This window comes from Pseudomonas brassicacearum (assembly GCF_000585995.1).
Taxonomy (GTDB): Bacteria; Pseudomonadota; Gammaproteobacteria; order Pseudomonadales; family Pseudomonadaceae; genus Aquipseudomonas; species Aquipseudomonas brassicacearum_A.
The window spans coordinates 1,446,979-1,472,815 of the sequence record NZ_CP007410.1; the positions used below are offsets into that span (position 1 = coordinate 1,446,979).

Annotated in this window: 24 protein-coding genes and 1 pseudogene; 11 read left to right on the top strand and 14 right to left on the bottom strand. The window is 61.3% G+C overall.

All coding sequences use genetic code 11. The annotated features are described in order from the left end of the window. Positions 1 to 14 precede the first annotated feature (14 nt). From CD58_RS06260 to CD58_RS06290, 7 genes are all read right to left on the bottom strand, one after another. The gene (locus CD58_RS06260; protein WP_025212189.1) at positions 15 to 725 is read right to left on the bottom strand and encodes an ABC transporter permease; all 711 of its coding nucleotides are present in this window, start codon (positions 723 to 725) and stop codon (positions 15 to 17) included. Next, on the bottom strand, positions 722 to 1,450 hold the full coding sequence (locus CD58_RS06265; RefSeq protein ID WP_025212190.1) for an ABC transporter permease: 729 nt from the start codon (positions 1,448 to 1,450) through the stop codon (positions 722 to 724). Before CD58_RS06265 ends, CD58_RS06260 begins: the two co-directional genes overlap by 4 nt. A gap of 57 nt (positions 1,451 to 1,507) precedes the next feature. Continuing rightward, on the bottom strand, positions 1,508 to 2,290 hold the full coding sequence (locus CD58_RS06270; RefSeq protein WP_025212191.1) for a transporter substrate-binding domain-containing protein: 783 nt from the start codon (positions 2,288 to 2,290) through the stop codon (positions 1,508 to 1,510). Between the two features lie 329 nt (positions 2,291 to 2,619). After that, positions 2,620 to 3,768 (bottom strand): acyltransferase family protein, encoded by a 1,149-nt coding sequence (locus tag CD58_RS06275; protein ID WP_025212192.1) that lies wholly within the window; start codon positions 3,766 to 3,768, stop codon positions 2,620 to 2,622. 544 nt (positions 3,769 to 4,312) lie between these two features. Continuing rightward, complete coding sequence (locus CD58_RS06280; RefSeq protein ID WP_025212193.1) at positions 4,313 to 6,004, bottom strand: ATP-dependent DNA ligase; 1,692 nt, start codon at positions 6,002 to 6,004, stop codon at positions 4,313 to 4,315. Further along, entirely contained in the window at positions 6,001 to 7,032 is a 1,032-nt protein-coding gene (locus CD58_RS06285; protein ID WP_025212194.1) for a ligase-associated DNA damage response exonuclease, read from the bottom strand. Before CD58_RS06285 ends, CD58_RS06280 begins: the two co-directional genes overlap by 4 nt. Before the next feature lie 242 nt (positions 7,033 to 7,274). Next, positions 7,275 to 9,725 carry a penicillin acylase family protein gene (locus tag CD58_RS06290; protein WP_025212195.1) on the bottom strand — a complete coding sequence of 817 codons (2,451 nt, stop codon included), beginning with the start codon at positions 9,723 to 9,725 and terminating at the stop codon, positions 7,275 to 7,277. 200 nt (positions 9,726 to 9,925) lie between these two features. Here CD58_RS06290 and CD58_RS06295 point away from each other — a divergent pair, with 200 nt between their 5' ends. Beyond that, complete coding sequence (locus CD58_RS06295; protein WP_025212196.1) at positions 9,926 to 10,483, top strand: cysteine hydrolase family protein; 558 nt, start codon at positions 9,926 to 9,928, stop codon at positions 10,481 to 10,483. A 158-nt stretch (positions 10,484 to 10,641) separates the two neighbouring features. Here CD58_RS06295 and CD58_RS06300 read toward each other — a convergent pair whose 3' ends face one another. The 4 genes from CD58_RS06300 to CD58_RS06315 form a co-directional block, all read right to left on the bottom strand. Next, a complete protein-coding gene (locus CD58_RS06300; RefSeq protein WP_025212197.1) occupies positions 10,642 to 10,851 on the bottom strand; it encodes an SEC-C metal-binding domain-containing protein in 210 nt (69 codons plus the stop codon). Positions 10,852 to 10,856: 5 nt separating this feature from the next. Further along, the gene (locus tag CD58_RS06305; protein WP_025212198.1) at positions 10,857 to 11,342 is read right to left on the bottom strand and encodes an LEA type 2 family protein; all 486 of its coding nucleotides are present in this window, start codon (positions 11,340 to 11,342) and stop codon (positions 10,857 to 10,859) included. 68 nt (positions 11,343 to 11,410) lie between these two features. Then, positions 11,411 to 11,887 (bottom strand): YchJ family protein, encoded by a 477-nt coding sequence (locus CD58_RS06310; RefSeq protein WP_025212199.1) that lies wholly within the window; start codon positions 11,885 to 11,887, stop codon positions 11,411 to 11,413. A 14-nt stretch (positions 11,888 to 11,901) separates the two neighbouring features. After that, positions 11,902 to 12,399 carry a DUF6231 family protein gene (locus CD58_RS06315; RefSeq protein ID WP_025212200.1) on the bottom strand — a complete coding sequence of 166 codons (498 nt, stop codon included), beginning with the start codon at positions 12,397 to 12,399 and terminating at the stop codon, positions 11,902 to 11,904. A 191-nt stretch (positions 12,400 to 12,590) separates the two neighbouring features. Here CD58_RS06315 and CD58_RS06320 point away from each other — a divergent pair, with 191 nt between their 5' ends. From CD58_RS06320 to CD58_RS06335, 4 genes are all read left to right on the top strand, one after another. Beyond that, entirely contained in the window at positions 12,591 to 13,286 is a 696-nt protein-coding gene (locus CD58_RS06320; RefSeq protein WP_025212201.1) for an OmpA family protein, read from the top strand. A gap of 90 nt (positions 13,287 to 13,376) precedes the next feature. Further along, positions 13,377 to 14,102: an OmpA family protein gene (locus CD58_RS06325; protein ID WP_025212202.1), complete on the top strand. Its 726-nt coding sequence runs from the start codon at positions 13,377 to 13,379 to the stop codon at positions 14,100 to 14,102. Positions 14,103 to 14,246: 144 nt separating this feature from the next. Beyond that, positions 14,247 to 14,519: a DUF1145 domain-containing protein gene (locus tag CD58_RS06330; protein ID WP_025212203.1), complete on the top strand. Its 273-nt coding sequence runs from the start codon at positions 14,247 to 14,249 to the stop codon at positions 14,517 to 14,519. Then, positions 14,512 to 15,270, top strand: a complete 759-nt coding sequence (locus CD58_RS06335) for a collagen-like protein (RefSeq protein WP_025212204.1) — start codon at positions 14,512 to 14,514, stop codon at positions 15,268 to 15,270. Before CD58_RS06330 ends, CD58_RS06335 begins: the two co-directional genes overlap by 8 nt. A 134-nt stretch (positions 15,271 to 15,404) precedes the next feature. Here the strand turns inward: CD58_RS06335 and CD58_RS06340 are convergent, their stop codons facing one another. Then, positions 15,405 to 15,869, bottom strand: coding sequence for a CopD family protein (locus CD58_RS06340; protein WP_025212205.1), 465 nt, complete (start codon positions 15,867 to 15,869; stop codon positions 15,405 to 15,407). Positions 15,870 to 15,968: 99 nt separating this feature from the next. Here CD58_RS06340 and dinG point away from each other — a divergent pair, with 99 nt between their 5' ends. The 4 genes from dinG (at position 15,969) to pdxH (ending at position 21,434) form a co-directional block, all read left to right on the top strand. Beyond that, positions 15,969 to 18,113: an ATP-dependent DNA helicase DinG gene (gene dinG / locus CD58_RS06345; RefSeq protein ID WP_025212206.1), complete on the top strand. Its 2,145-nt coding sequence runs from the start codon at positions 15,969 to 15,971 to the stop codon at positions 18,111 to 18,113. A 271-nt stretch (positions 18,114 to 18,384) separates the two neighbouring features. Next, a complete protein-coding gene (locus CD58_RS06350; RefSeq protein WP_025212207.1) occupies positions 18,385 to 19,530 on the top strand; it encodes an EstA family serine hydrolase in 1,146 nt (381 codons plus the stop codon). 119 nt (positions 19,531 to 19,649) lie between these two features. Next, the gene (locus CD58_RS06355; protein WP_025212208.1) at positions 19,650 to 20,762 is read left to right on the top strand and encodes an OmpA family protein; all 1,113 of its coding nucleotides are present in this window, start codon (positions 19,650 to 19,652) and stop codon (positions 20,760 to 20,762) included. A 24-nt stretch (positions 20,763 to 20,786) separates the two neighbouring features. Continuing rightward, positions 20,787 to 21,434, top strand: a complete 648-nt coding sequence (gene pdxH / locus CD58_RS06360; RefSeq protein WP_025212209.1) for a pyridoxamine 5'-phosphate oxidase — start codon at positions 20,787 to 20,789, stop codon at positions 21,432 to 21,434. Here the strand turns inward: pdxH and CD58_RS29020 are convergent. Then, positions 21,382 to 21,665, bottom strand: a pseudogene (locus CD58_RS29020) (hypothetical protein). The gene pdxH and the pseudogene CD58_RS29020 sit on opposite strands and share 53 nt — an antisense overlap. A gap of 169 nt (positions 21,666 to 21,834) precedes the next feature. On the opposite strand from CD58_RS29020, the gene CD58_RS06365 reads away from it, so the two are divergent. Next, complete coding sequence (locus CD58_RS06365) at positions 21,835 to 22,299, top strand: glycine zipper 2TM domain-containing protein (protein WP_003184697.1); 465 nt, start codon at positions 21,835 to 21,837, stop codon at positions 22,297 to 22,299. Positions 22,300 to 23,284: 985 nt separating this feature from the next. Here CD58_RS06365 and nhaA read toward each other — a convergent pair. After that, positions 23,285 to 24,472 (bottom strand): Na+/H+ antiporter NhaA, encoded by a 1,188-nt coding sequence (gene nhaA, locus CD58_RS06370; RefSeq protein WP_025212210.1) that lies wholly within the window; start codon positions 24,470 to 24,472, stop codon positions 23,285 to 23,287. Positions 24,473 to 24,738: 266 nt separating this feature from the next. Between nhaA and CD58_RS06375 the strand changes: the two genes are divergently transcribed. Beyond that, a complete protein-coding gene (locus CD58_RS06375) occupies positions 24,739 to 25,833 on the top strand; it encodes a PLP-dependent cysteine synthase family protein (RefSeq protein ID WP_025212211.1) in 1,095 nt (364 codons plus the stop codon). The last annotated feature ends 4 nt before the right edge of the window (positions 25,834 to 25,837 follow it).

The following is a 25,837-nucleotide window of genomic DNA, read 5'->3' on the forward strand; positions in this document are numbered from 1 at the left end:
CTGGAACAGAAGCCCTAGTGAGTCGGCCCGAGAAAGGCCAGCCAGCGGCGTTCGGCGAGGCGGAAGAGGCCCACCAGTGCAAAGGTGACGGTCAGGTAGATCAGCGCGGCGATCCCGAACGACTGGAAGGTCAGGAACGTGGCCGAGTTAGCGTCCCGGGCGACTTTTAGCACGTCAGGAACGGTAGCGGTGAACGCCACGGTCGTCGAGTGCAGCATCAAAATCACTTCGTTGCTGTAATACGGCAGCGAGCGCCGCAGCGCCGAGGGCATGATCACATAGGCGTAGAGCTTCCAGCCGGTCAGGCCGTAGGCCTTGGCCGCTTCGACTTCGCCATGGTTCATGCTGCGAATCGCCCCGGCGAAAATTTCCGTGGTGTAGGCGCAGGTGTTCAAGGCGAAGGCCAGGATCGTGCAGTTCATCGCATCGCGAAAGAAACTGTCGAGCATTGGCTGGGCGCGCACCGCCGCGATGCTGTAGATGCCGGTGTAGCAGATCAGCAACTGGATATAGAGCGGCGTGCCACGGAACAGGTAGGTGTAGAACTGCACGGGCCAACGCACGTAGATCTTGGGCGAAACCCGGGCGATGGACAGCGGGATCGACACCAGGAAACCGATCAGCAGCGAGGCGCTGAGCAGCCACAGGGTCATTGCCAGGCCAGTGACGTTGACGCCGTCGCTGTACAGGAACGGCCGCCAGTATTCTTGCAGAAGTTCGATCATCGCACGGCCTCCCGGGCGCCGGCGGCGTAGCGACGTTCAAGCCAACGCAGGATGAAATTGGACGCGCTGGTGATCAGCAGATAAATCAGCGCCGCCAGCACCAGGAAGTAAAACAGCTGGTAGGTGCTCTTGCCCGCGTCCTGGGCGGCCTTGACCAAGTCGGCCAGGCCAATGATCGACACCAGCGCGGTGGCCTTGAGCATGACCATCCAGTTGTTGCCGATACCCGGCAGGGCAAAGCGCATCATTTGCGGGAACACCACGAAGCGGAAGCGCTGGCCACGCTTGAGGCCATACGCTGTGGCGGCTTCGACCTGGCCCCGGGGCACCGCGAGGATCGCGCCGCGAAAGGTTTCGGTGAAGTACGCGCCATAGATGAAGCCCAGGGTAATCACCCCGGCGCCGAATGGGTCGATCTCGATGTATTCCCATTCCATGAAGTCGGTAAAAGAGGTCAGCCAGGTTTGCAGGCTGTAGAAAATCAGCAACATCAGCACCAGGTCCGGCACGCCACGAATCAGCGTGGTGTAGAGCTGGGCAGGGATTCGCAGCAGTTTGACACTGGACAGCTTGGCGCTGGCACCCAGCAGGCCGAGCAAGACGCTCAGTAACAAGGACAGGGCAGACAGCTTGATGGTCATCCAGGTGCCTTGCATCAGCAACGGGCCAAAGCCCTGCAGGCTGAAGGCCGAGAGCCCCAGATTTTGTAGGAGTTGTTCGAACATGAAAGAGGCCTTTGGCAGGAAGAAAGCGCCCATCCGAGACCGGATGGGCGCAGCGCATTATTTGCCGCTGTACAGATTCAGATCGCCAAAGTGTTTTTTCTGGATTTCGGCGTACTTGCCGTCATCGTGTAACGCTTTGATACCTTTATCCAAAAGTGCCTTCAGCTCGTTGTTACCTTTCTTGATACCGATCGCGGTCTTGGCCGGCAGCAGTTCGCTGTCCACGGGCTTGCTGACTTCATAGTCGGCGCCTTTGGGCGATTTCAGGAAGCCCAGCTCGGCTTGCAGCATGTCCTGGATGGCGGCATCGAGGCGGCCGGAGGTCAGGTCGGCATAAACCTGGTCCTGGTTCTGGTAGGCCTGGGTCTTGACGCCGGCCTTGTCCAGCACGGCTTTGGCGTAGGCTTCCTGGATGGTGCCTTGCTCGTAGCCGACGGTTTTGCCTTTGAGCGAAGCGGGATCTTCGTTCAGGCCCGAGCCTTTTTTGAACACGTACGCCGTCGGGCCGGAGAACAGCTCGCTGGAGAAGTCGATGACTTTCTCGCGGGCCGGAGTCACGGTCATGGACGAGATCACACCGTCGAACTTATTGGCCTTGAGGCCCGGGATCATGCCGTCGAAATCGCTTTCGACCCATTTGCATTTGACCTTCAGCTCCGCGCAGATCGCATTGCCCAGGTCGATGTCGAAACCGACCAGGCTGCCGTCGGCGGCCTTGGATTCAAACGGGGCGTAGGACGGGTCGACACCAAAACGCAATTCCTTGTATTCCTTGGCCGTGGCGACGCCGGCGGCCATGCACAACGCCAGTGCAGAAAGGGTCAGCAGTGCTTTTTTCATTATTCAATCCCTAAAACCAATATGAGCGCTTGTGGCGCGTAAGTATTGTTACCGGTGAAGGCGAGAACGGTATGACGGCATAAAGGTAGCAATTTCCGAACCAGAGTGCCGAACAAGTGTTTTAAAAGCTTCGGCGGCAGGTCGCGGAGCGCAATGGTGCGCGGGTACGAGCGTACCTTAAAAGGTGCACCAATATAGCGCCGACTCTGCGTTCTGAGCTCAAGTGGCGGGGGAATGGCCGCTGCTCAAAACATCGGTGTGCCGACCGCGCTGGAACAGGCCCTTCCCAGGAAAGCCGTAGCGGCTTGAAGGTTTTAATCGCGTTCTTTTCAAACCTCAGTATCAGGTCTCAATACCGGACTGCTGCGCGCGGGGGGGGTACTAAGCGCTCGGCCAAGGGATTGCCCGGTCATTTCGATATATCGGTAGGTGAACATCGACACCAGGACGACCGATCCCGCTATCAGTAAAGCGATGAGGTTATTAAGCGGCACATTACCGAGGTCCAGGTAACGAGTCCCGTCGATCACCGGTGCAATGTCAATGCCTACGATTTTTCTCGCCACCATGAACACCGACACTACGCAAAACAGAACCGCTGCGTGGGTCAGGTAGATGGAATAAGACAATTTGCCGAGAAAACCGAAGCCACGGCCCGCCAACAACCGTGACACAGCGCCGCGATCAAAGGCGAATATCACCACGATGGCACCGAACAACGGGCTGGCCCACAACTGCTTCGCTGCAAAATCGTTGATCACGAAAACCAGCGCCACTACCACCGCTACCACTTCAAAGGTTGTCAGCAACCAGGTTTGGGCCTGGGCGGGGTGGGGGAGCTTAAGATACACGGCGTAAGCCAGGCAGCCGGTGAAAAAGTAGGCGAGGCCCCGAAGCGACTCGACGGTAAAGAAGGTATTGTCTGCATACATCAACGCCAGGGCTACGAACACCACCGTTACCCATACCCACGTCCTGACGCCGAAAGCGATGCCCAGGATCAGGGCGAAGATCATGTAGGTGTAATACTCGATACTAATGCTCCAAGACGGATAGTTGAATGACAGTGGGTTAGTCAAATGCGTCCAGGATTGCAACAGCAGTGCATTCGGCAGGATTTCAGACGGGGCAAACTTCCCGGAAAAGGGAGAGTTGTTGAAGTCCATGCCTTTTTGGGCTGCCATGTATCGCCCGCATTCTAACAGTATAAAAATACTCAGCATAAAGAGGTGCAGGGGTAGCAAGCGGAATGTTCGTGTGATGAAGAACTTTCGAAAATTAAACTGCACCGAGCTGCCATAAGCGTGCGTCAATACAAAACCACTCAATACAAAGAAGAAAGATACAAATACTTCGGCATGGCGAAATAACAACCATTCGGTAAAGCTGCCGCTGACGCGTAAGTGATAGAGCATCACTGAAATGGCCATCAACCCCCTGAAGCTGTCTAGCGACTGAAACCGCTTCTCTGCGCGCATGGCAGGCTCCCTACTCGTGTGGGTGGCACGTCCTGGATGTCACTCCGATCAACACGCCATTGGGGGCGGTCCCGCTCGGCTTCATCCTGAGAAGGTGCTGCCGCTCCCCGAATGATTGCATCCCTTTCACGGTTGCATAATGGGCCAGGGGCAGGATCTGGACGATTGGAGAAACTTAAATAAAATGACCGATCTGATGTCACGTTAGCAGTGCGCTTTAAAAGAGCAAGTCGGTTTTTTCTTGTCGTGATGAATGCACGGATGACGCAATTACGGCGTCAGAAAAACTGCCAGTGCGCGGGGCGTCAATAGTTTTTTAAAAACGCATGAATCAGAACTTGATTACATATTCTTAAATGCCGTTCATCGACGATTCAAACTATTTTTCTCACCCCTGTTACATGGTGACTATTGAGTAGTCGTGATGCCCCTGTCGAGTGCTGGGATGGACGCATTCGTTTGAAGTACCGTTTGAAGCATTTTCGCCTTGATGTGGAGAGCGTCCTGACGCCGGCAGAAGCTGACGCTGACCGGAGGAGGGCGGTCAGCATTTCAACAGATCCTGAAGCGTCGCCAGTGTGTCCGCCTCGTCGGCGCTCTTGTCCTGGCGCCAGCGCAACATCCGTGGAAACCGCACGGCGATCCCGCTCTTGTGGCGCTTGGACAAGGCGATGCCCTCGAAACCCAGCTCGAACACGAGGGTGGGCGTGACACTGCTCACCGGGCCGAACTTTTCCACGGTGGTCTTGCGCACGATGCTGTCGACCTGACGCATTTCTTCATCGGTCAGCCCTGAATAGGCCTTGGCGAATGGCACCAGGGTGCGTTCGCGACTGCCCGGTGGGTTGTCCCACACGGCGAAGGTGTAGTCGCTGTAGAGGCTGGCGCGCCGGCCGTGGCCGCGTTGGGCATAGATCAGCACCGCGTCGACGCTGAACGGGTCGATCTTCCATTTCCACCAAACGCCCATGTCCTTGGTCCGCCCGACGCCGTATAGCGCATCGCGGGCCTTGAGCATCATGCCCTCGACACCCAGGCTACGTGAGGCCTCGCGCTGCCGGGCGAGGTCGGACCAATCATCCCCGATGACAATCGGCGACGGCAGCAGCACTGGACTGCGGCTACGAGCAATCAGTGCTTCCAGTTGCCCGCGACGCTCGGTTTGCGGACGACTGCGCCAATCTTCGCCTTGCCATTCCAGCAGGTCGTAGGCCATCACCACCACGGGCGCGTCTTCGAGGATTTTCTTGCCCAGGGTCTTGCGGCCGATGCGCTGCTGCAAGAGGGCGAACGGTTGTACGGCCGGTTGCATCGGCGTTTCCGGATCGAAGGCGTCCTCGGTCACCGGTTGCGAGGTTTTCCACACCACGATTTCCCCGTCGATCACCGTGCCGTCTGGCAGCGCCTGCGCCAGGACATGCAGTTCGGGGAAACGCTCGGTCACCAGTTCCTCGCCCCGCGACCAGACCCACAAATGACCGTCGCGCTTGACCACCTGAGCACGAATGCCGTCCCACTTCCATTCCACCTGCCAGTCACTGGCCGGGCCCAGCAACGTGTCGAATTGCTCCAGCGGTTGCGATAAGGCGTGGGCCAGGAAGAACGGGTAGGGCTGGCCGCCCCGTTGGGCATGTTCGTCGTCCGATTCGGCCGCGATCAGCTTGAGGTAGCCGGCCGCCGTCGGCCGATGGGACAGGTCGGTGTAACCCACCAGGCGCTGGGCCACCCGTTTGCTGTCCAGCCCGGCCATGCCAGCGAGGGCCCGGGTCACCAGCAGTTTGGATACACCGACCCGGAAGCTGCCGGTGATGAGCTTGATGCAGAGCATCAGGCTTGGCCGGTCGAGTTGCGCCCACAACGCCGGTAACCGCTGTGCCAACACCTCGGGTGACTCACCGCGCAGGGGTAGCAGTTTCTCCTCGATCCACAGCGCCAGGCCCTCGTCGGAGCTATGGGGCGACTCCGGCAACACCAGCGAGATGGTTTCGGCCAGGTCGCCCACGGCCTGATAGCTTTCTTCGAACAGCCACAATGACAATCCGGACACCTGCACCGCCAGCTCCCGCAGGATTTTTACCGGTACCAGTTGCCGTGGGCGGCCACCGGAGAGGAAGTACACGGCCCACGCCGCGTCCTGGGGCGGGGCCTGGGTGAAATAGCCCTGCATGGCGGTCAACTTGGCGTTGCTGGACGTGGTGGCGTCCAGTTCGGCGTACAACTCGGCGAAGGCCTTCATGACGCGTCCTGGCCGCTGTCGATGGCCGCGGCGACGTCTTCTTCATCATCACCGTATTCGGTGACGAAGCCCTGGGCGTCGAGGCCTTGTTCGCGCAAATGGCGCACCAGCACGCCCACCGAACCGTGGGTGACCATGACCCGCTCGGCGCCGGTCTGTGCGACGGCCCAGAGCAGCCCGGGCCAGTCGGCATGATCGGACAGCACGAACCCCCGGTCCACCCCGCGCCGCCGCCGGGTGCCGCGCAAGCGCATCCAACCGCTGGCAAAGGCATCGCTGTAGTCGCCGAACCGGCGCATCCAACTGCTGCCTCCGGCAGAGGGCGGGGCGATCACCAGCGCCCGGCTCATGATCGGGTCGTTCTTTTTCACGTCGCCGACATAGATCGTCGGCGGCAGGTGAACCCCGGCCTCGCGGTAGACCCGGTTGAGCGGCTCCACCGCGCCGTGGGCAAGGATGGGGCCAAGGGTTTCGTCGATACCGTGGAGAATCCGCTGGGCCTTGCCGAAGGAATAACAAAACAGCACGCTCGCGCGGCCCGCAGCGATGTTGCCGCTCCACCACTGATTGATTTCGTCGAAGACCTGCGACTGTGGCTGCCACCGATAGATCGGCAGGCCGAAGGTGGATTCGGTGATGAACGTATGGCATTTCACCGGCTCGAACGGCGTACACGTGCCGTCGGGCTCGACTTTGTAATCCCCTGACGCCACCCAGACCTCACCTTGATACTCCAGCCGCACCTGGGCCGAGCCCAGCACGTGGCCGGCGGGATGAAAACTCAAGGTCACGCCGTGATGCAGCAGGCGTTCGCCATAGGGCAGGGTTTGCAGGTTGATGTCCTGGCCGAGCCGCGAACGCAGGATGCCTTCGCCAGGTGCCGCTGCCAGGTAGTGTTGGTTGCCGCCACGGGCGTGGTCGCCGTGGGCGTGGGTGATGACCGAGCGTTCAACCGGACGCCACGGGTCGATGTAGAAATCTCCGGGCGGACAGTACAGGCCTTCGGGGCGGGCAATGACAAGATCCATGCAATCACCGGGGCGATGGGCTTGTCAGGTAGAGGCGGGGGCGGGGAGAGAAGTTCTATTGGGTTTTGATGGAGCAGGATCAGGTGGCTGGATGGGCAAATGTGGCGAGGGGATTTATCCCCGTTGGGCTGCGAAGCAGCCCTGAAACCAGGCAACTCGGTGTATCAGGCAAATTGAGTTGGCTGCTTTGGGACTGCTTCGCAGTCCAACGGGGATAAATCCCCTCACCACAGGGGGGCAGTCTATTTTCCGGGCACCAGGGTCAACCGCGTCTTGCCATACGCCCGATCGAAATTCTGCGGTTGCAGGGACAGGTTCTGATACTGCCCCTTGAGCCACGGATCGAGGCCATTGACGTAGTTCGGGCCGGCGGGGTTATCGGACTGGCCGGTGCCTCCCTGCATCATCAATGGCTCAGGTTGGCCGAAGTCGACGATAAAGCGCATCGCTGGCGCCAGGGCGGTGTTGAGGTCCTGGCCCCAGGCGAACGCCGCGGTATTGAGCGTGGTGGCGTCGCCACCGGCCGGTATCGGGCCGCGCACGGTCTGGCCGCTGCTGTTTTTCCAGGCGTAGTGATGCAACGTGCCCCACTGCCAGGCCTTGTGATCGCCGCCCAACTGGCTGTCACCGGCGCTGATGGCCGCTGCCAGGCTGCGGGCGAGGATGACCGCCTTGTCTTCTTTCTGCGGTGTGCGCACATCGTCCCAGAACGGGCTGTCCTCGCGACCCAGCAGGTGATCGGCCTGGGCCGAGTAAGACAATTGGCCGTTGGCAACCAGGGCTTTCCACGCCGAGCTGCCGTCCGGGCCCAGCTCGTCGAGGAAAATCTGCTTCATGCTTTCCTGCAGGAACAGCTCATAAATGGCTGCGTCGGCGGAAGTCGGGCTGAGCCGGCCATCGAACGCCATCAGTCGGGTGTAAGCCTCGCGAGCCTTGGCCCGCTCAACCACCGGCAGCGCTTCGATCGCTTGCTTGAGCGGCTGGGACATGCCCGGCGCTTCGAAGACTTTCTTGAGCTTGGCTGCGAACGTCGTGGTCTGGTCGTACTGCATGGCGGTCAGGCTGCGGGCGTCGTGCTTGCCTCCGCCGGCCAGTTCGGCCATGCGCTCGCCACGTTCCGGCGCGGCCCAGGAATTGGACAGCTGCATCCCGTAGCCGTGGGGAATGACCCGCTGGTTAGCGGTGCCGAGCCAGCCTTGGGCGGGGTCCTGGTCGTACGGATGCAACATCGGGTCGGCGTAACCGTCCCAGTCGTAGCGACCGTCCCAGCCCGGCGACGGCAACAGGCCTTCGCCTTCGCGGCGGTTCGGATAGCGGCCAGTGACTTGCCAGCCGATGTTGCTGGCGTCGGCGAACACCATGTTCACCGCCATGGCGCGGATTTCCCGGCTGGCATCGGAGGCTTTCTCGACGTTCTGCGCCCGGGACAGGTCGAAGAGCGCGTCGAGGGTCTTGTCGTCGGTGAAGCTCGGGGTCTGCAAGGCCAGGCCAAAGCCATTGGCCATGGCCGGGCCCTGGGCGCTGTTGAGCAGCGGGCCGTGGCGGGTTTCAAATACGGCCTCGCGAATCGGCCGCTGACCTTTGATGAAGTAGGTTTCGTTACGCACCATCACCTGCTGCCATTTGCCGTTGACCTCGTAGGACAGGCCGTTGCCCTGGCGTCGGATTTTTTCCAGGAACAGATCCTGGTTGTCTCCCAGTACGCTGGTCATGCTCCAGGCCACTTTGCCGTTGAAGCCCGCCAGAATCATGGGAATGCCCGCCACGGAAACCCCGGCCGCCTGGTACTTGGGCGCACGGATCTGCACCGGCACCCACAGTGACGACGTGCCCAATGGCCCATGGCTGTCGCTGGCCAACAGGCTCTTGCCGCCGCGGCTGCGTTGCGGCGCGATGGCCCAGTTGCTCGAAGACATCACATTCAACAGATTCAGCCCGGCCAACTGGCCGGTGGCCTTGCTGATGTCGTCCAGGCCCGGGACTTGACCGTTGAGTCGGATACCCTGGAGTTTATCGGCCTCGGCCATCGGCAGTTGCTCGTCCGGGTAGGACGGGCTCAGCCAGGCGAGTTTGTCGGAGGTGACGGTCTGGGCCAGCACCAGGTTGGCGATTTCTTCCGGCAGGTTGGCCGACTGGCTGAAATTCAGCAGGCAGAACATCAGCGCCGAGTCTTCCGGCTTCCAGTATTCGGGTTTGTAGCCGGTGGCGGCCAGGTCCGATGGCAGCTTGTCGCGGTAGCGGAACAGGTACGCGTTGACGCCGCGGGCATAGACTTCGAAGAAGCGCTTGAGCCGGGGCGAAGACGCCTTGTACAGCTCATCGGCGTTTTTCTTCAGGTTGATGGCGCGCATGTAGCGGTCGACATCCAGCCGCTCGGCCCCGGACATTTCCGCCAACCGACCCTGGGCCAGCAGGCGCAGGGTCACCATCTGGGTGATGCGATCGCTGGCATGGACGTAGCCGAGGGTGAACAGGGCGTCATGGAAGCTGTTGCTTTCGATCAGCGGCATGCCCATGGCATTGCGCCGAACCGAGACGTTCTGCGCCAGCCCCTTGAGCGGCTGCACGCCGGAAGTGGGCGCTACGGTGTCCTGCGTGTTCCAGGCCTGGCAACCGCTCAAACCGAGCACACTGGCCACTGCGGCGGCAACGCCGAGCCGGGGGATGAAGGAAATAGAGGCTGGCGAGGCCATGGCAAAGCTCCTGCGGGAGGGGGTGGCACCAATAAAGGCGCTACGTTAGTGAGCAGGAGGGGGCGGCGCAAGCGGGGGTGGGGGTTATTTGTTGATTTGGCGATGAAAGCCCGGGGCCACGCTTCCGGATAAGGCTTGCCTGTAGGAAGCCGTGATGCTCAAGTACGGAAAATCCAATGACGAGCAATGGAAAAACCGGCATGGAGCTACAGAAAAACGCGGCGCTGATCCTCATTGATCAACAAAAAGGCATCCTTCACCCCAGGCTCGGCCCTCGTAACAACCCCGAGGCGGAGCTGCGCATGCTCGAGTTGCTGGCGTTCTGGAGGCATTCGGCGCGGCCGGTGATTCATGTCCATCATTTGTCCCGCTCACCGGATTCGGTGTTCTGGCCGGGGCAGTCGGGCGTGGAGGTGCAGCAACGGTTCGAGCCGCTGGCCGGGGAAGACCTGATTCAGAAGCAGGTGCCGGACGCGTTCAGTGGCACCGCCCTGGAGGCGAATCTGCGCAAGGCCCGGATCGAGCAATTGGTGATTGTCGGCGTGGCGACGAACAACTCGGTGGAGTCCACAGCGCGTACGGCCGGCAACCTGGGATTCGACACTTGGGTGGCCGAGGACGCCTGTTTTACCTTCGACAAGGCCGATTATTTCGGTAACGCCCGTACGGCCAGCGAGGTGCATGCCATGTCGCTGGGCAACTTGCATGGCGAGTATGCGACCGTGGCCAGTGTGATGCGGATTCTGCAGGCGGGCTGATAGGTAGGTATTGACAGCTCCGGTCTCATCGCGAGCAAGCTCGCTCCCACATGGGGTCTGCGGCGATCACTGGATATCGCCTCACCGCCATTTCCCTGTGGGAGCGAGCTTGCTCGCGATGAAGGTCTAGCAGGCGAAGAAATTTTTCGCCTTCCCCCTCAAGCCCCGTGACACTTCTTGAATTTCTTGCCATTGCCACAAGGGCAAGGGTCGTTGCGACCGACATCCTTCAGGGCGTTGCGCACCGGTTCCTGGTGGGCGTGGCCGCAGTTTGGACCGTGGACATGGCCGTGATCGTGATCGTGATCGTGCTGATGGTCATGATCGTGATTGCAATCAGGGCCGTGAACGTGGGGTTGCTGGGTCATCGGGGTTACTCCGCAATAAAATCGGCGGCGATTATCACGCCATTGCGCTCCAGGTGCACGTAGTGAGCGATGAATAATCCGGTTTCCAGCTCACCTTCCAGACGATAGGGAATCTGCTGTCGGGGTTTCTCGAGCAATTTCACCACGTCCCGCACTTGTGGCCACAGATTGGTACGGATCGGCACCTTGAAATAGCCGCTGCGTTGAGGACCCACGGTGAACCAGTGTTCGTGCTCACCTTCGGTCAGCAGCAGATCACCCAAATGGATGCGATAGGTCAGGCCGCGCACGGTCAGGTCGCTGTCGCTAGGGTTGTCGACGCGAAAGTGCAGCATGAACTTCTGTTCCAGCAACCGGGCCCGCACCACCTCGACCTTGACCAGGCGCACCTGCGGTTCGAGGGCTTCGTCACTTCGCCAGGACGCACAGCCGCCAAGCCCGACGAACAGCAGCAGGCAAGTGAGGCGTAGCCAGTGTGATGAGTGAGTCATGTCCGTGCCTCTGGTCTATTCCCAGTCTAGCCCGCTGGTGGGCGGGCGAGCGTCGGACGATTCCGATATCAACGTGTGAAGTAGCCTGCACAGCACTTCTTGAATTTATGTCCACTGCCGCACGGGCAGCTGTCGTTGCGTCCGATCTTGACCGGCACGGTTGGGTCGATGAAGTACCAGCGTCCGCCATTCTGCACGAAGGATGACTGCTCGCGGTGGCTATGCTCTCCCTGGCCGTCATGCCAGCGCGCCGTGAACGTGACAAAGGCGTGTTCCGGTTGGCCGCCGAACACTTCGCTGCTTTCCACCTCCAGCCCCAGCCAGGTGCTGTTGGCGCTCCACTCGCTGATGGACTGGCGATCGAGGCCTTGCTGTTGGGCCGGGAGGGTGGTGGCCACCAGGTAATCCACCAGCCCCAGCACATAGGCGCTATAGCGCGAGCGCATCAAGGCTTCGGCGCAGGGCGGCGGGTGTCCGTCGTGGTAATGGCCGCAGCAGGTGTCCAATGGGTTGCCACTGCCGCAGGGGCAAATGGGTGTGTGCATGCTTGTGTTCACGGCTACCACCAGTATTTTCCAAAGTTTTCCGGGTTGGCCCAAAAGCGTGAGTTGAGCCAGTCGGGGACCTGTTTGTATTCAAGCAGATCGTAGGTAAACAGGGTCAGCACCTGCTCCTCGCGCTGGAATCGCTCACTGGCTTGCAGGGCCAGTGAGAAAAAGTCGGTTTCTTGCCAGCCGCAGGCGTTGAGGTCCGCCAGCACCGCGATACGGCTGGCGTTGAGATTGCGGATGCCACCCAACAGGTTCAGACCGTCGCGCTTGGGCAAGTGCTCCAGGCAATCGAGCGCCAGGGCCAGGTCAAAACGCTGCGCCGCCACGTCCGCCGGCAGCGAGCCGGGGCCGGCATGTACCACTTCGGTGTCGGGATGCGCCTGCCGGAACGCCTCGAGTGCGGGGAAACTGCTGGCACCGATCAACAACAGTTTTTGCGGGGCGTAGCGATCAAGCACGGCGGCCAGGGCTTGCTGGGGCGTGCGCGAAGAAATAGCAACGGTCATCGAAGTTCCTCAGTCAGAACCACCACGATAGCCTGCGCGGACATCTCGGCCTAGAGCGTTTGCGCCTGAACCTGTCGAAGTGCCGCAAACACGGGGCGAAAGCGGCGTTAGCATGATGCTGGCGCAGATCCGAACTCGGGTCTTTACTCCCCTGAATCGGCGCAACGCCGATCCCTCAAGGAGAAAACCCGATGAGCATAGTTCGGACAGCGTTACCCCTGGTTCTGCTAACCGGTGTGTTGACTGGTTGCGCAGGTTTGCAGAAAACCGACTGGCCGACCTGTGCGGCCGTCGGCGGCGTAATCGGCGCGGGCTTGGGCGCCACCGAAAGTACCTCCTGGGCTGGCGGCGGAGCGCTGTTCGTCGGCACCATGGCGGCGGCCTATTGCTGGGTGCACGGCGATGGCGACGAAGACGGCGATGGTGTGCCGGACAGCCGCGACAAGTGCCCGGGCACACCGAAGGGCGTGCAGGTCGATGCTGATGGCTGCCCGCCGCCCGTTCCGGCGCCGGTGGTTGAAGAAGCCGTGGTGGTCAAGGAAGAAACCATCGTGATCCGCGACGTGCACTTTGAGTTCAACAAGGCCACGCTGACCCCGGGCGACAAGGATGTCCTGAGTACCGTTGCGACCCGGCTGAAGCAAGAAACATCCACCGCGCAATTGCGGGTTACTGGCCACACCGACAGCGTTGGCAGCGATGCCTATAACCAACGGTTATCTGAGAAACGGGCCAATTCGGTGGTGCAATACCTGGTTGAAAACGGCGTGCCTCGTGCCAGTTTCGTCTCGGTGTCCGGCGCCGGTGAGAGCCAGCCGGTGGCCGACAACAAAACCGCCGATGGCCGCGCGATGAACCGCCGCACGGAAATCAAGATAAACCGCTGAAACCCTTGTCATCCGCGCCTTGTACAGTCGCGGATGCGGGTCTTTACTCCTGTGTGACCGGTATGGGCCGGTGACACAGGAGCCTTCACCATGAACGTTCTAATAAAGGCCGCCTTACCGGTATTGCTGGCGGGCAGTCTGTTGTCCGGTTGCGCCACTCACAGCGATGGCAGCGCCCCTCTCAATCAACGCACCTGGCCAATCTGCAGTCTGATCGGCGGACTGGTCGGCGGTGGGCTTGGCGCTATTGAAAGCAGCGGCTGGGCTGCCGGCGGCGCCGCCTTGGGGCTGCTGGGCGGAGGCTTGATCTGCTACGCCCAGGATGGCGATGAAGACGACGATGGCGTGTTCGACCGCCGCGACCGTTGCCCCGACACACCGGCCAATACCCCCGTCGAACATCACGGCTGCCCGTTGCCGCAATACCCGGCCAGTGCGCCACCGGTCGAACCTCAAGCACCGGCCACCGAAGTCATCACCCTCAATGACGCCGGCAAGGTGCTGTTCGATTTCGACAAATCCGATCTCACGGCAGAAGCTCGCAGCCAGCTCGATGGGCTGATGGGCAAACTGAGCCAGGCCAATATCGCCAGTATCCGGGTGGTGGGCCACACCGACAGCGTCGGAAGCGACGCCTACAATGAGGGGTTATCCGAACGGCGCGCCAGCAGCGTCGTGGAGTACCTGCTGACCCAGGGGCTGGCCCCGGACAAACTCACCAGCGAAGGCAAGGGCGAAAGCGAGCCGGTGGCCGACAACGAGACCGACGAGGGGCGGGCGCAGAACCGTCGGGTTGAACTGCATCTGCAGCGTTGAGCCCTGAGCCAGAGCCGTCGGATCGCACCCAGGGCGGTTCGGCGGTCACTGGCTGACGGTAAATTAAATTTGCCTTTCCCTCTGGCTTATCCTGCGCGCAAGCCGTTACTGTGCGCCCAAAGAATAATACTCATCGGGGGGCGTATGAAGGTGTTTTGGGGGCTGGGGCGCTTGCTGACCCTGCTGTTCTGGCTGGTGGTGCTGGTCAACCTGATCATGCCGTTCGTCTATCCGCTGCATGGGCTGGTCAACATCGCCGGGGCGATGCTGCTGGCGGTCCATTTGCTGGAGCTTTTGTTATTCCGGGCCCGCTTTCGTGGCCGCCCCTCGCCTGGCCGCGATCGCCTCAGGGTGCTGCTGTTTGGCCTCTTTCACCTGCAAACCATCCCGACCGCGCCAGAGGCTTCCCATGCGTAAATTGTGTCTGCTCGTCGCCTTTGTGTGCCCATGGGCGTCGGCTCAAGTGCTCCAGGTAGAAAGCCACTCGTTGATGCGCCTGCCCAACACCACCAGCACCCTGACCCTGGAGCGGCTGGACGTGGCTGATTACGGCACGCTGCTGGTGCCTTCCAACGTCACTGAACTGTCCATCGGCCAGTTGCACTTGGGGCGCGAGGCGCGGATCGCCATCGTGCCTGCGCAGCAGGCGCTGGAAATGAAGGTCGCCCAGGCTGAATTGGCCGACGGCAGCCAGATCACTTCCCGTGGCGCGCCGGGCACCTATACGAAGGCGGCCCGGCCGGGGCGCAATCTCAACCTGCGTTTCAATGCCTTGAATGCACCGCTGTTGTCGGTGGATGCCCGTGGCGGTACCGGTGCCCCGGGTTTCGTGGGCCTCGACGGTGCCAATGGTCAGGCGCCGGGTTGCACCTGGGGTTCGGCCGGTCGCGGTGCCGACGGCAGTAACGGCAGCGATGGGCAACCGGGGGCGGCCGGTGCGCTGGTGCGCCTCGAGGTGCCTCGCGAGTATCCCGCCGAACAGATCAAGGTGGCGGTGGACGGCGGTGCCGGTGGCGCTGCCGGGCTCGGCGGCAAGCCCGGGGCGGGAGGCAAGGCCAAGGGTTGCCTGGTCTATACCGCCGATGGCGGTAAAAGCGGCCGCCCGGGTGTCGATGGCCAGCCAGGGCCGGCTGGAGCGGCGGGGGCGGTGACGGTGCAGCGGTTCTAGGCGTGGGACGAGCCTAATGTGGGAGCGGGCTTGCTCGCGAAGAGGGCGTGTCAGGTTAATCAATGTTGACTGACCCACCGCTTTCGCGAGCAAGCCCGCTCCCACAGGTTCCGTGTGATACCTGAAGATTTTCTTCAGAACATCGGCCGCGCCGCGCCAATCGCCACTACCAGCAAGCCGATCAACAGATTGATCCCCACCAGTTTGCGAATCTTCCCCAGCGCCGCGGCGCCCGCCGGCCAGTCCTGTGCCGTCACAGCCGTACGCAACGACGGCAACTGCAAGCCCTGAATACGGATAAAAAGCGCCGTCATCACCACGTACAGCCCCATCATCACCTGCACATAACGCGGCGCGGTTTCGAAGCCGGCGAAACGCAGATGGATCAGGCCTACGCCACTGATCGGCAAAAGCACCACCGCCACCCAGACCCAAACGAAAAAACGCTGAAACACTTCTACCCACAGCTTGAGCCGGGCAGGGCCCTCGAGCGCCGTCATTGCGGCGGGTCGCAGGATCATCCAGGCGAAGAACATGCCGCCGACCCAGACCAGGGCCGCCAGTAAATGCAGGGTGTAGACGAGGGCAAAGGGTGTCATTGAGTTACTCCGTTCTGCGCAGGATTCATTAGCGGGGTATGATAGCCGCCGATCCGAACCACTGAAAATTTATCCAGCGTTTTTAGCGCCCGACCATTCATGATCAGCACCGAACTCAAAACCACGATCCAGGGCGCCTATTCGCGTTTTCTCGAAGCCAAGAGCCTCAAGCCGCGATATGGCCAGCGCCTGATGATTGCCGAAGTGGCAAAAGTCCTGGGTGACATCGACACCGACGACGAAGGCCGGCGCAGTGGCGAACCCGCCGTGGTGGCGGTGGAGGCCGGCACCGGTACCGGCAAGACCGTGGCCTACAGCCTGGCGGCGATCCCCACCGCCAAGGCCGCCGGCAAGCGCCTGGTGATCGCCACCGCGACCGTCGCCCTGCAGGAGCAGATCGTCTACAAGGACTTGCCCGACCTGATGCGCAACAGCGGGCTGCACTTCACGTTTGCGCTGGCCAAGGGCCGTGGGCGCTACATGTGCCTGTCCAAGCTCGACATGCTACTGCAGGAAGGCCAGGCGCAGACCGCCACGGCCCAGCTGTTCGAGGAAGAAGGCTTCAAGATCGAAGTCGATGAGGCGAGCCAGAAGCTGTTCACCAGCATGATCGAGAAACTGGCCGGCAATAAGTGGGACGGCGACCGCGACAGCTGGTCCACGGCCTTGGAAGACGCCGACTGGTCCCGTCTGACGACCGATCATAGCCAGTGCACCAACCGTCACTGCCCGAACTTCGGCCAGTGCGCCTTCTACAAGGCCCGCGAAGGCATGGGCAAGGTCGACGTCATCGTCACTAACCACGACATGGTGTTGGCCGACCTGGCCCTGGGCGGTGGCGCAGTGCTGCCGGACCCGCGAGACACGATCTACGTGTTCGACGAAGGTCATCACCTGCCGGACAAGGCCATCGGCCATTTCGCCCATTACACCCGGTTGCGTTCCACCGCCGACTGGCTGGAAACCACCGCCAAGAACCTCACCAAACTGTTGGCCCAGCACCCGCTGCCGGGTGACCTTGGCAAGTTCATCGAGCAAGTGCCGGAGCTGGCGCGGGAAATCAAGACGAACCAGCAGTTCATGTTCACCGCCTGCGAGCAGGTGGCCGATTTCAAGCCTGGCGAAGACGTCGAGGGCCGCGAGCGGCCGCGCCATCGTTTCGTCGGTGGAGTGATCCCGGAGCACATGCGCGAAATGGGCATCGAGCTCAAGAAAGGTTTTGCGCGCCTGACCGACCTGTTCACCCGTCTGACCGACCTGCTCAAGGAAGGCATGGATGGCGAGGTCAACATCGGTATCGCCAGCAACCAGGCCGAGGAGTGGTACCCATTGTTTGGCAGCTTGTTGTCCCGCTCCCAGGGTAACTGGGAGCTGTGGACGGCGTTCACCGCCGAAGACCCGGAAGACAACCCGCCCATGGCGCGGTGGTTGACCCTGGCCGAAAGCGGTTCGCTGTTTGACATTGAGGTCAATGCCAGCCCGATCCTGGCTGCGGAAATGTTGCGTCGCAACCTGTGGAACGTGGCCTACGGCGCGCTAGTGACCTCCGCCACGCTGACCGCCCTGGGCACCTTCGACCGTTTCCGCATGCGCGCCGGCTTGCCGAAGAAAGCCGTGACCGCCGTGGTCCCGAGCCCGTTCCATCACGCCGACGCCGGCGTGCTGCGGGTACCGGACCTCAAGGCCGATCCACGGGATGCCGCTGCCCACACCGCTGCGATCATCCGCGACCTGCCGACGCTCGTGGAAGGTTCGCGAGGCACCCTGGTGCTGTTTTCCTCGCGCAAACAGATGCAGGACGTGTTCGATGGACTTGACCGTGACTGGCGCAAGCAAGTGTTCATCCAGGGCAACCTGTCAAAACAGGAAACCCTGAACAAGCACAAGGCGCGGGTCGACGGTGGCGATTCCAGCGTGTTGTTCGGCCTGGCGAGTTTTGCCGAGGGCGTGGATTTACCCGGTGCCTATTGCGAGCACGTAGTGATCGCCAAGATCCCGTTCTCGGTACCCGACGACCCGGTGGAAGCCGCGTTGGCCGAATGGATCGAAGCGCGTGGCGGCAACCCGTTCATGGAAATCTCCGTGCCGGACGCCTCGCTGAAACTGGTCCAGGCCTGCGGTCGGTTGCTGCGTACCGAAGAAGATCGCGGCACCATCACCTTGCTCGACCGACGGCTGGTCACCCAACGCTACGGCAAGGCGATCCTCAATGCGTTGCCGCCGTTTCGGCGGGAGATTTCCTGACAAAGCGGGTTCTTCTGGTGATGGATGCTGTTGTGGCGAGGGAGCTTGCTCCCGCTGGGCTGTGTAGCAGCCCCGAAACCTGGCACCGCGGTGTGCCAGGTTGATCGCGACCAGATTTCTGAGGGGGGGCTGCTTCGCAACCCAGCGGGAGCAAGCTCCCTCGCCACAAGGACCAGTGCCCAGCCAGCCGTCCTGTGGCGGTTCCCAAATGACTTAATGCCTGAAACAATGCCAGCCACTCTAAAAAGTCTTTGTTTCAAAGGAGTTGCGGGTGCAGATTCAAGGCCATTATGAGCTTCAGTTCGAGGCGGTGCATGAAGCGTTCGCGGCGCTGTTCGACGATCCCCAGGAGCGTGGCGCGGCGTTGTGCATTCAGGTTGGTGGCCGGACCGTCATCGATCTGTGGGCCGGGACGGCCGACAAGGATGGCAGTGAAGCCTGGCACAGCGACACCATCGCCAATCTGTTTTCCTGCACCAAGACGTTCACCGCCGTCACCGCGCTGCAACTGGTGGCCGAGGGCAAGTTGCAGCTGGATGCCCCGGTCGCCCGCTATTGGCCCGAGTTCGCCGCAGCCGGCAAGCAATCCATTACCTTGCGTCAATTGCTTTGCCATCAGGCCGGTTTGCCGGCGTTGCGTGAATTGCTGCCGCCCGAAGCGCTTTATGACTGGCAAGCCATGGTCGATGCCCTGGCTGTTGAAACACCCTGGTGGACGCCAGGCGAGGGCCATGGCTACGCCGCGATCACCTACGGCTGGCTGATCGGCGAACTGCTGCGCAGGGCCGAAGGTCGTGGTCCGGGAGAGTCCATCGGGGCCCGGGTGGCCAAGCCGTTGGGCCTGGATTTCCACGTCGGCCTGGCCGATGAAGAGTTTCATCGCGTGGCCCACATCGCCCGCGGCAAGGGCAATGTCGGCGATGCGGCGGCCCAGCGCCTGCTTCAGGTGACGATGCGTGAACCCACGGCCATGACCACCCGCGCGTTCACCAACCCGCCATCGATCATGACCAGCACCAACAAGCCGGAGTGGCGGCGCATGCAGCAACCGGCGGCCAACGGCCACGGCAATGCCCGCAGCCTCGCCGGGTTCTACGCCGGTCTGTTGGACGGAAGCCTGCTGGAAGGTGAAATGCTCGACGAGCTGACTCGCCAGCACAGCTTCGGCGAAGACAAGACATTGCTGACCCAGACTCGTTTCGGCCTGGGCTGCATGCTCGACCAGCCGGATGTACCGAACGCCACCTATGGCCTCGGGCCACGGGCATTCGGCCATCCGGGGGCGGGAGGCTCCATCGGGTTTGCCGATCCGGAGCATGATGTGGCGTTCGGCTTCGTGACGAATACACTCGGGCCCTACGTTTTGATGGACCCGCGCGCGCAGAACCTGGCGAGGGTCCTTGCCACTTGTCTGTAAACCGCCATTGAAGGCGATGGGCACAGGAACCTCGTGCCCTTTTCAGTTTCAAAGCGTCTGTTTATGCGGCCCAAACATGGCCTTTTGCTTTTTCATTTACATCATTTTGTGGATATCCAATGTCATCGAATAAAACCCTCGCTCTGGCGCTGTGCTTCGCTATCACCGGTTGCGCACAAACTCCACAAAATGATGCCGAGGGCAGCGGTGGCTGGTGGCCGTTCGGCTCTTCCGACAAAGTGGCGGTCAAAGAGACGCCGCCAGCCGCGCCCTTGAAGCCGGCCGCCGTTGCGCCGCAAGCGAAGGCCGAGGGCGCCACTCACTGGTGGTGGCCGTTCTCTTCCGATGATGCGGCCTCGGATGTCGCCAAAAAAGACGAACCGAAGCCTGAAGCCAAGGCTCCGGTCGCCGTTGCCAAGGCTGAAGCTGCGGCTGAAAGCAACGGCAAATGGTGGTGGCCGTTCGGTGGGAAGGATCAGGAAACCGCCAAGGCGGTGCCGATGCCCGACCCGAAAGTCACCCAGGCCTGGCTCGACGATTACGAGCCGAAATTGCGCACCGCGATCAAGGACAGCAAGCTTGAGCTTGAACGTCGCGACAATGTGCTGGTGGTGACCGCGCCAGTGGATGGTTCCTTCAACCCGGACCGTCCGGCGATGCTGCTGCCAGTGACCCTTGGCCCGTTCACGCGCGTAGCCAAGATCCTCGAAGCCGACCCGAAAACCGCCGTGCTGGTCCTCGGCCACGCCGACACCTCGGGCGCTGCGCCGGCCAACCTGAAACTCAGCCAGGAACGTGCCCAGTCCGTGGCGGCAATTTTCCGTCTCAGCGGCTTGCAACGCGATCGCCTGATGCTGCGTGGCATGGGCGCGGTGGCGCCCCGTGCGGCCAACGACAGCGTGGAAGGCCGTGCCTTGAACCGTCGCGTGGAACTGCTGGTCACGCCAGCGAACACCATGGTTGCGCTGTTGAGCAAATACAACATGCCTGCGCCTGCGCCAGTGACACTGGTGGCGGCCCAGGACGTGAAGCCGGTGGTAGCTCCAGCTCCAGCGCCTGCGGCGAAAAAAGCCGTGACCCCGACGACCAAAAAAGCCCCGGCGAAAAAAGCCGTAGCCAAGGCTCCGGCGAAGAAAGCCCCGGCCAAGGCGACTCCGGCGAAGAAACCGCAACCGGCCAAAGCCGCCACGGATACCAAGAAGGTCGCGGCCGCCGATACCCCCAAGCAGTGATGGGCTAACCACAAGGAATGCGCCATGACCCAAGCGCTGGCTGATATGCGCCGCGACTATACCCGCGACGGCCTGACCGAGGCGCAAGCCCCGGCCGAGCCGTTCGTGCTGTTTCACCAATGGTTCGCCGACGCAGTGAAAACCGAGCAGGCCCCGGTGGAGGCCAACGCCATGACCCTGGCGACGGTGGACTCCGACGGGCGCCCGCACTGTCGGATCCTGCTGCTCAAAGGGCTGGATGACCTGGGCTTCACGTTCTTCACCAACTACGACAGCGCCAAGGGCCAGCAACTGGCAATGAATCCATTCGCGGCCATGACGTTTTTCTGGCCGACCCTGGAACGCCAGGTGCGCATCGAAGGTAAAGTGGTGAAGGTCACGGCGCAGGAGTCCGATGCCTACTACCAAGTGCGGCCATTGGGCAGCCGTCTCGGCGCCTGGGCTTCACCCCAGAGCCGGGTGATTGCCGGTCGCGGTGAGCTGGAAGATTTGGTCAAGGCCACAGAACAGCGCTTCAGCGACAACCAGCCGCATTGCCCCGAACATTGGGGCGGTTATCGTCTACTGCCCGAGCGCATCGAATTCTGGCAGGGCCGCCCGAGCCGTCTGCATGACCGCCTCAACTACCGCCTGCAAGGGGCGAACTGGACTCGCGAGCGTCTGGCGCCTTAGCATTGGAGTACCCTGCGGCAGCGGTTTGAAGCCATTGCTGCAGGTCCCGACGCTTGATGCCTTGCTCTTTGGCGTGGGCCAGTTGTTGCAGCATGTAGGTTTTTTCTCCTCATCTTGCCCCGCCAACGACAATGCCAGGTCGCGATCCATCCAGCGTTTGATGCGTACATATAGCCACCAGTGGAAGTACAGACCGGCCACGGTGGTAGCGACTATGATGAAATAATCCATGAAAAATCCTTGGGTCGGTGACGCGGATATCGGAAATTGGCGCTACTGTGAGATGAATTTTCGGGCACGCCTGTATCCCACCTGAATGAAACCCTTTTTATCCCGGCGAGGCCGTGACAGGCGTCAAGCTGCGGAGTTTAATGAATACCTGTCTTTTGGAGTTGATGCTATGCGTAAGTCTGTTTTGCTGGTTGCTTCCTTTTCCACGATGGCGATGTTGCTCACTGGCTGTCAGTCGAGCTTGACCGGTGACTCCTACTCCCGTGACGAAGCGCGTCGCGTGCAGACGATTCGCATGGGGACTATCGAATCCCTGCGTCCGGTCAAGATCGAGGGCACCAAGACCCCAATCGGCGGTGCGGCCGGTGCAGTGGTGGGCGGTGTAGGCGGCAGTGCCATTGGTGGCGGCCGTGGCAGTATTGTCGCGGCGGTGATCGGTGCCGTGGCTGGTGGCTTGATTGGCTCGGCTACTGAAGAAGGCTTGACTCGTACCCAGGGTGTGGAAATCACTGTTCGTGAGGACGATGGCAGCATGCGTGCCTATGTGCAGCAGGTTCAGGAGAACGAGGTGTTCCGGGTGGGTGAGCGGGTTCGTATTTCTACTGTGGATGGTACGAGTCGCGTGTCGCACTAAGCTGGAGTAGGTAAGATCCTTTGCCGATCAATACCTTGGTTTACGGGCGGACTCTTAAGTTGGTGTGTATATCCATTGCTGCGGTAACGGCTACTTAGGGTTCCGCTCTTACAGCGGCTCACTTTTGAAAAGCGCAAAAGTAAGCAAAACGCTCTTGCCCCACCACTCGGTGCCTTGCCTAGGCTCGGCATGCCCTCACTCCGGCATTGCTCCGTGGGCCGCCGCGAAGGGCCATCCATGGCCCAGCGCGGCTACCTCGGCATCCATGCCGAGGTGCCCACTGCGCAATGCCTGCGTTCGGCCAGCGTGGTTTAACGGGGCGCCCCAGATCAAAAGCCGAAGCGAGGCGGCCTTATAGCCGACCTGGTTCTTGGTGGGACCGCGTTTCTTCTGTGGGAGCGGGCTTGCTCGCGAAGGCGGCGTCACAGTCGATGATTATGTGGATGTACCGGCCTCTTTGCGACCAAGCTCGCCCCCACAGGAGGTCTGTGTTGAATATGAATTTTGTGTCCGCTGAAGATTGAATGTTTGAGCGAGCCTGCTCGCGATGGCGGTGGTTCAGTCACATGGATGCTGGGCTTGCTGGCCTCATCGCGAGCAAGCTCGCTCCCACAGGAGAAACACGTTCACCCAAAACCAGGTCGGCTACTAGGCCGCCTCGCGGTGGACGTTGATCTCGGCGCCCCATTAACCACGCTGGCCGAACGCAGGCATTGCGCAGTGGGCACCTCGGCATGGATGCCGAGGTAGCCGCGCTGGGCCATGGATGGCCCTTCGCGGCGGGCCCACGGAGCAATGCCGGAGTGAGGGCACACCGAGCCTACGCGAGGTGCCAAGTGGTGGGGCAGAAGCGCTTTGCTTACTTTCGCGCTTTTCGAAAGTGAGTCGCTGTAAAAGCGAAACCATAAGTGGCCGTTACCGCAGAAACGGATATACACACCATTCCTTAACCTCCCATCTCAAGACGCTAACGCAGAAGTAAGGATCAACCAGGCAATGCGGGCTGCTTACGACTGGCCGCCGCCGTCACCGCATAACCCACCAACGCCGCCAGGATCGAACCCGTGAGGATCCCCATCCGATCCATGCCGGCGTAGTCGCTGACACCAGGCTCGAACGCGAGGGAACCGACGAACAGGCTCATGGTGAAACCAATGCCGCACAGGATCGCCACCCCCAGGACCTGCCCCCAGTTGGCCCCGGCAGGCAGGCTGGCGATACCGATTTTCACGGCCAGCCAGGTCAGGCCGAAGACGCCGACGGTCTTACCCAGCAACAGGCCGATGGCGATGCCCATCGGCACGTGATGAGTGAAGCTTTCGACGGTGACGCCGCTCAGGGACAGGCCAGCATTGGCGAAGGCGAACAGCGGCAGGATGCCGTAAGCCACCCAGGGATGAAGGGCGTGTTCCAGGGTCAGTAACGGCGAGGTTTCGGCGTTTTTCGTCTGCAACGGAATGCAGAACGCCAGGGTCACCCCGGCCAGGGTGGCATGGACACCGCTCTTGAGCACGCAGACCCACAGGATCAGGCCGACGACCATGTAGGGCCCGAGCTTGACCACGCCCATCCGGTTCAACGCCACCAGCACGGCGATGCAGGCGGCCGCCAATATGAGCGACAAGCTGGACAAGGCGCCGGAGTAAAAGATCGCGATGATGATAATGGCGCCCAGGTCGTCGATGATTGCCAGCGTCATCAGGAACAGTTTGAGCGACACCGGTACCCGCTTGCCCAGCAAGGCCAGCACGCCGAGGGCGAATGCAATGTCGGTGGCCGTTGGAATCGCCCAGCCCGCGAGGGCGGGGCGATTGTCGCGGTTGAGGAACCAGTAGATCAGCGCCGGCACGACCATGCCGCCAATCGCCGCCGCACCCGGCAGGACGATTTGCGAGGGTTTGGACAGTTGCCCGCCGAGTACCTCACGTTTGACTTCGAGGCCGATAAGCAGGAAGAACATCGCCATCAGGCCGTCGTTGATCCACAGCAACAGCGGTTTGGCGATCTTCAGTGCCCCGACCTGGGCCACCACCGGGGTGTCCAGCAGGCCGTTGTACAACCAGGAGAGCGGCGAATTATTGATGGCCAGGGCCAGTACGGCGGCGGCGATCAACAGCAGGCCGCTGGCCGCTTCCAGTTGGAAGAAACGCGTCAAGGAATTACGTAGAGGCACGATCGCTCTCCCTATCGAATCAAAAAGATGGCACACCCTAACCCGTACTGTTAGTTGTTAAAACAAAAGTTATATTCTTTTTTGTTATATGTCGTTACAACGTGTGAGCCGCGCAGCCGGGCAGTTACGGCGCATATTGGACCTTAGCTGTACCTGTGCGTGATGTCGGTTTTTTCCTAAGCTTGCGCCTGGTTTTTCCGAGACTACGTCGCGCCTGGATGACCGTCAGGTTTCCCCGCGCCGAACCGATCCAGTGAGAGAACACCATGAACGACCACCGCCAGTGGGCGCGCGAAGCGATTCGCATCATTGAGGCTGACTTCCAGCGCAGTGCCGATACACACCTGATTCCCCTGCCGCTGCCAGGCCTGCCGGGAATCGAGCTGTACTTCAAGGATGAATCCAGCCATCCCACCGGCAGTCTCAAGCATCGGCTGGCTCGCTCGCTGTTCCTCTATGCGTTGTGTAACGGCTGGCTCAAGCCCGGTGCGCCGGTGATCGAAGCTTCCAGCGGCTCGACAGCCATTTCGGAGGCGTATTTTGCGAGGCTGCTGGGCCTGCCCTTTATTGCGGTGATGCCGGCGACCACCTCCAGGGAAAAAATCGCACAGATCGCTTTCTACGGTGGCCAGAGCCATCTGGTGGACGATCCTACGCAGATCTACGCTGAGTCCGAACGCCTGGCCCGTGAACATGACGGTCACTTCATCGACCAGTTCACCTATGCCGAGCGCGCCACGGACTGGCGGGCCAATAACAATATTGCCGAGTCGATCTTCCAGCAGATGCGCTTCGAGCGACATCCGGAGCCGAGCTGGCTGATTTCCAGCCCCGGCACCGGCGGCACCACGGCCACCCTGGGACGTTATGTTCGCTATCGCCAGCATGGCACCCGCGTGCTGTGTGCCGATGCCGAGCGGTCGGTGTTCTTCGATTACTACCGCAGCGGCGATGCCAGTCTGCGCCTGGATTGCGGCTCGCGGATCGAAGGTATCGGCCGGCCACGGGTCGAGGCGTCGTTCTTGCCGAAAGTCATCGATGCGATGGTCAAGGTCCCGGATGCCTTGTCGCTGGCGGCCATGCATTACCTGGCCGAGCGCTTGGGGCGGCGGGTCGGTGGGTCCAGTGGTACGAACCTGATCGGCGCGCTGATCGCCGCGAGGCAGATGGTTGAAGCGGGGGAGTCGGGGTCGATCGTGGCGATTTTGTGTGACGGCGGTGAGCGCTATGCCACGACCTATTACGATCCGGTGTGGCTCAAGGCCCAGGGCTATGAGTTGAGTGGGCTCATGGCTGCCGTGGCGGCGAGTGTGGAGCGAGGGGAGGTGCTGCCGGAGAGCGTGTTGCGGGCTAATATCTGAATCT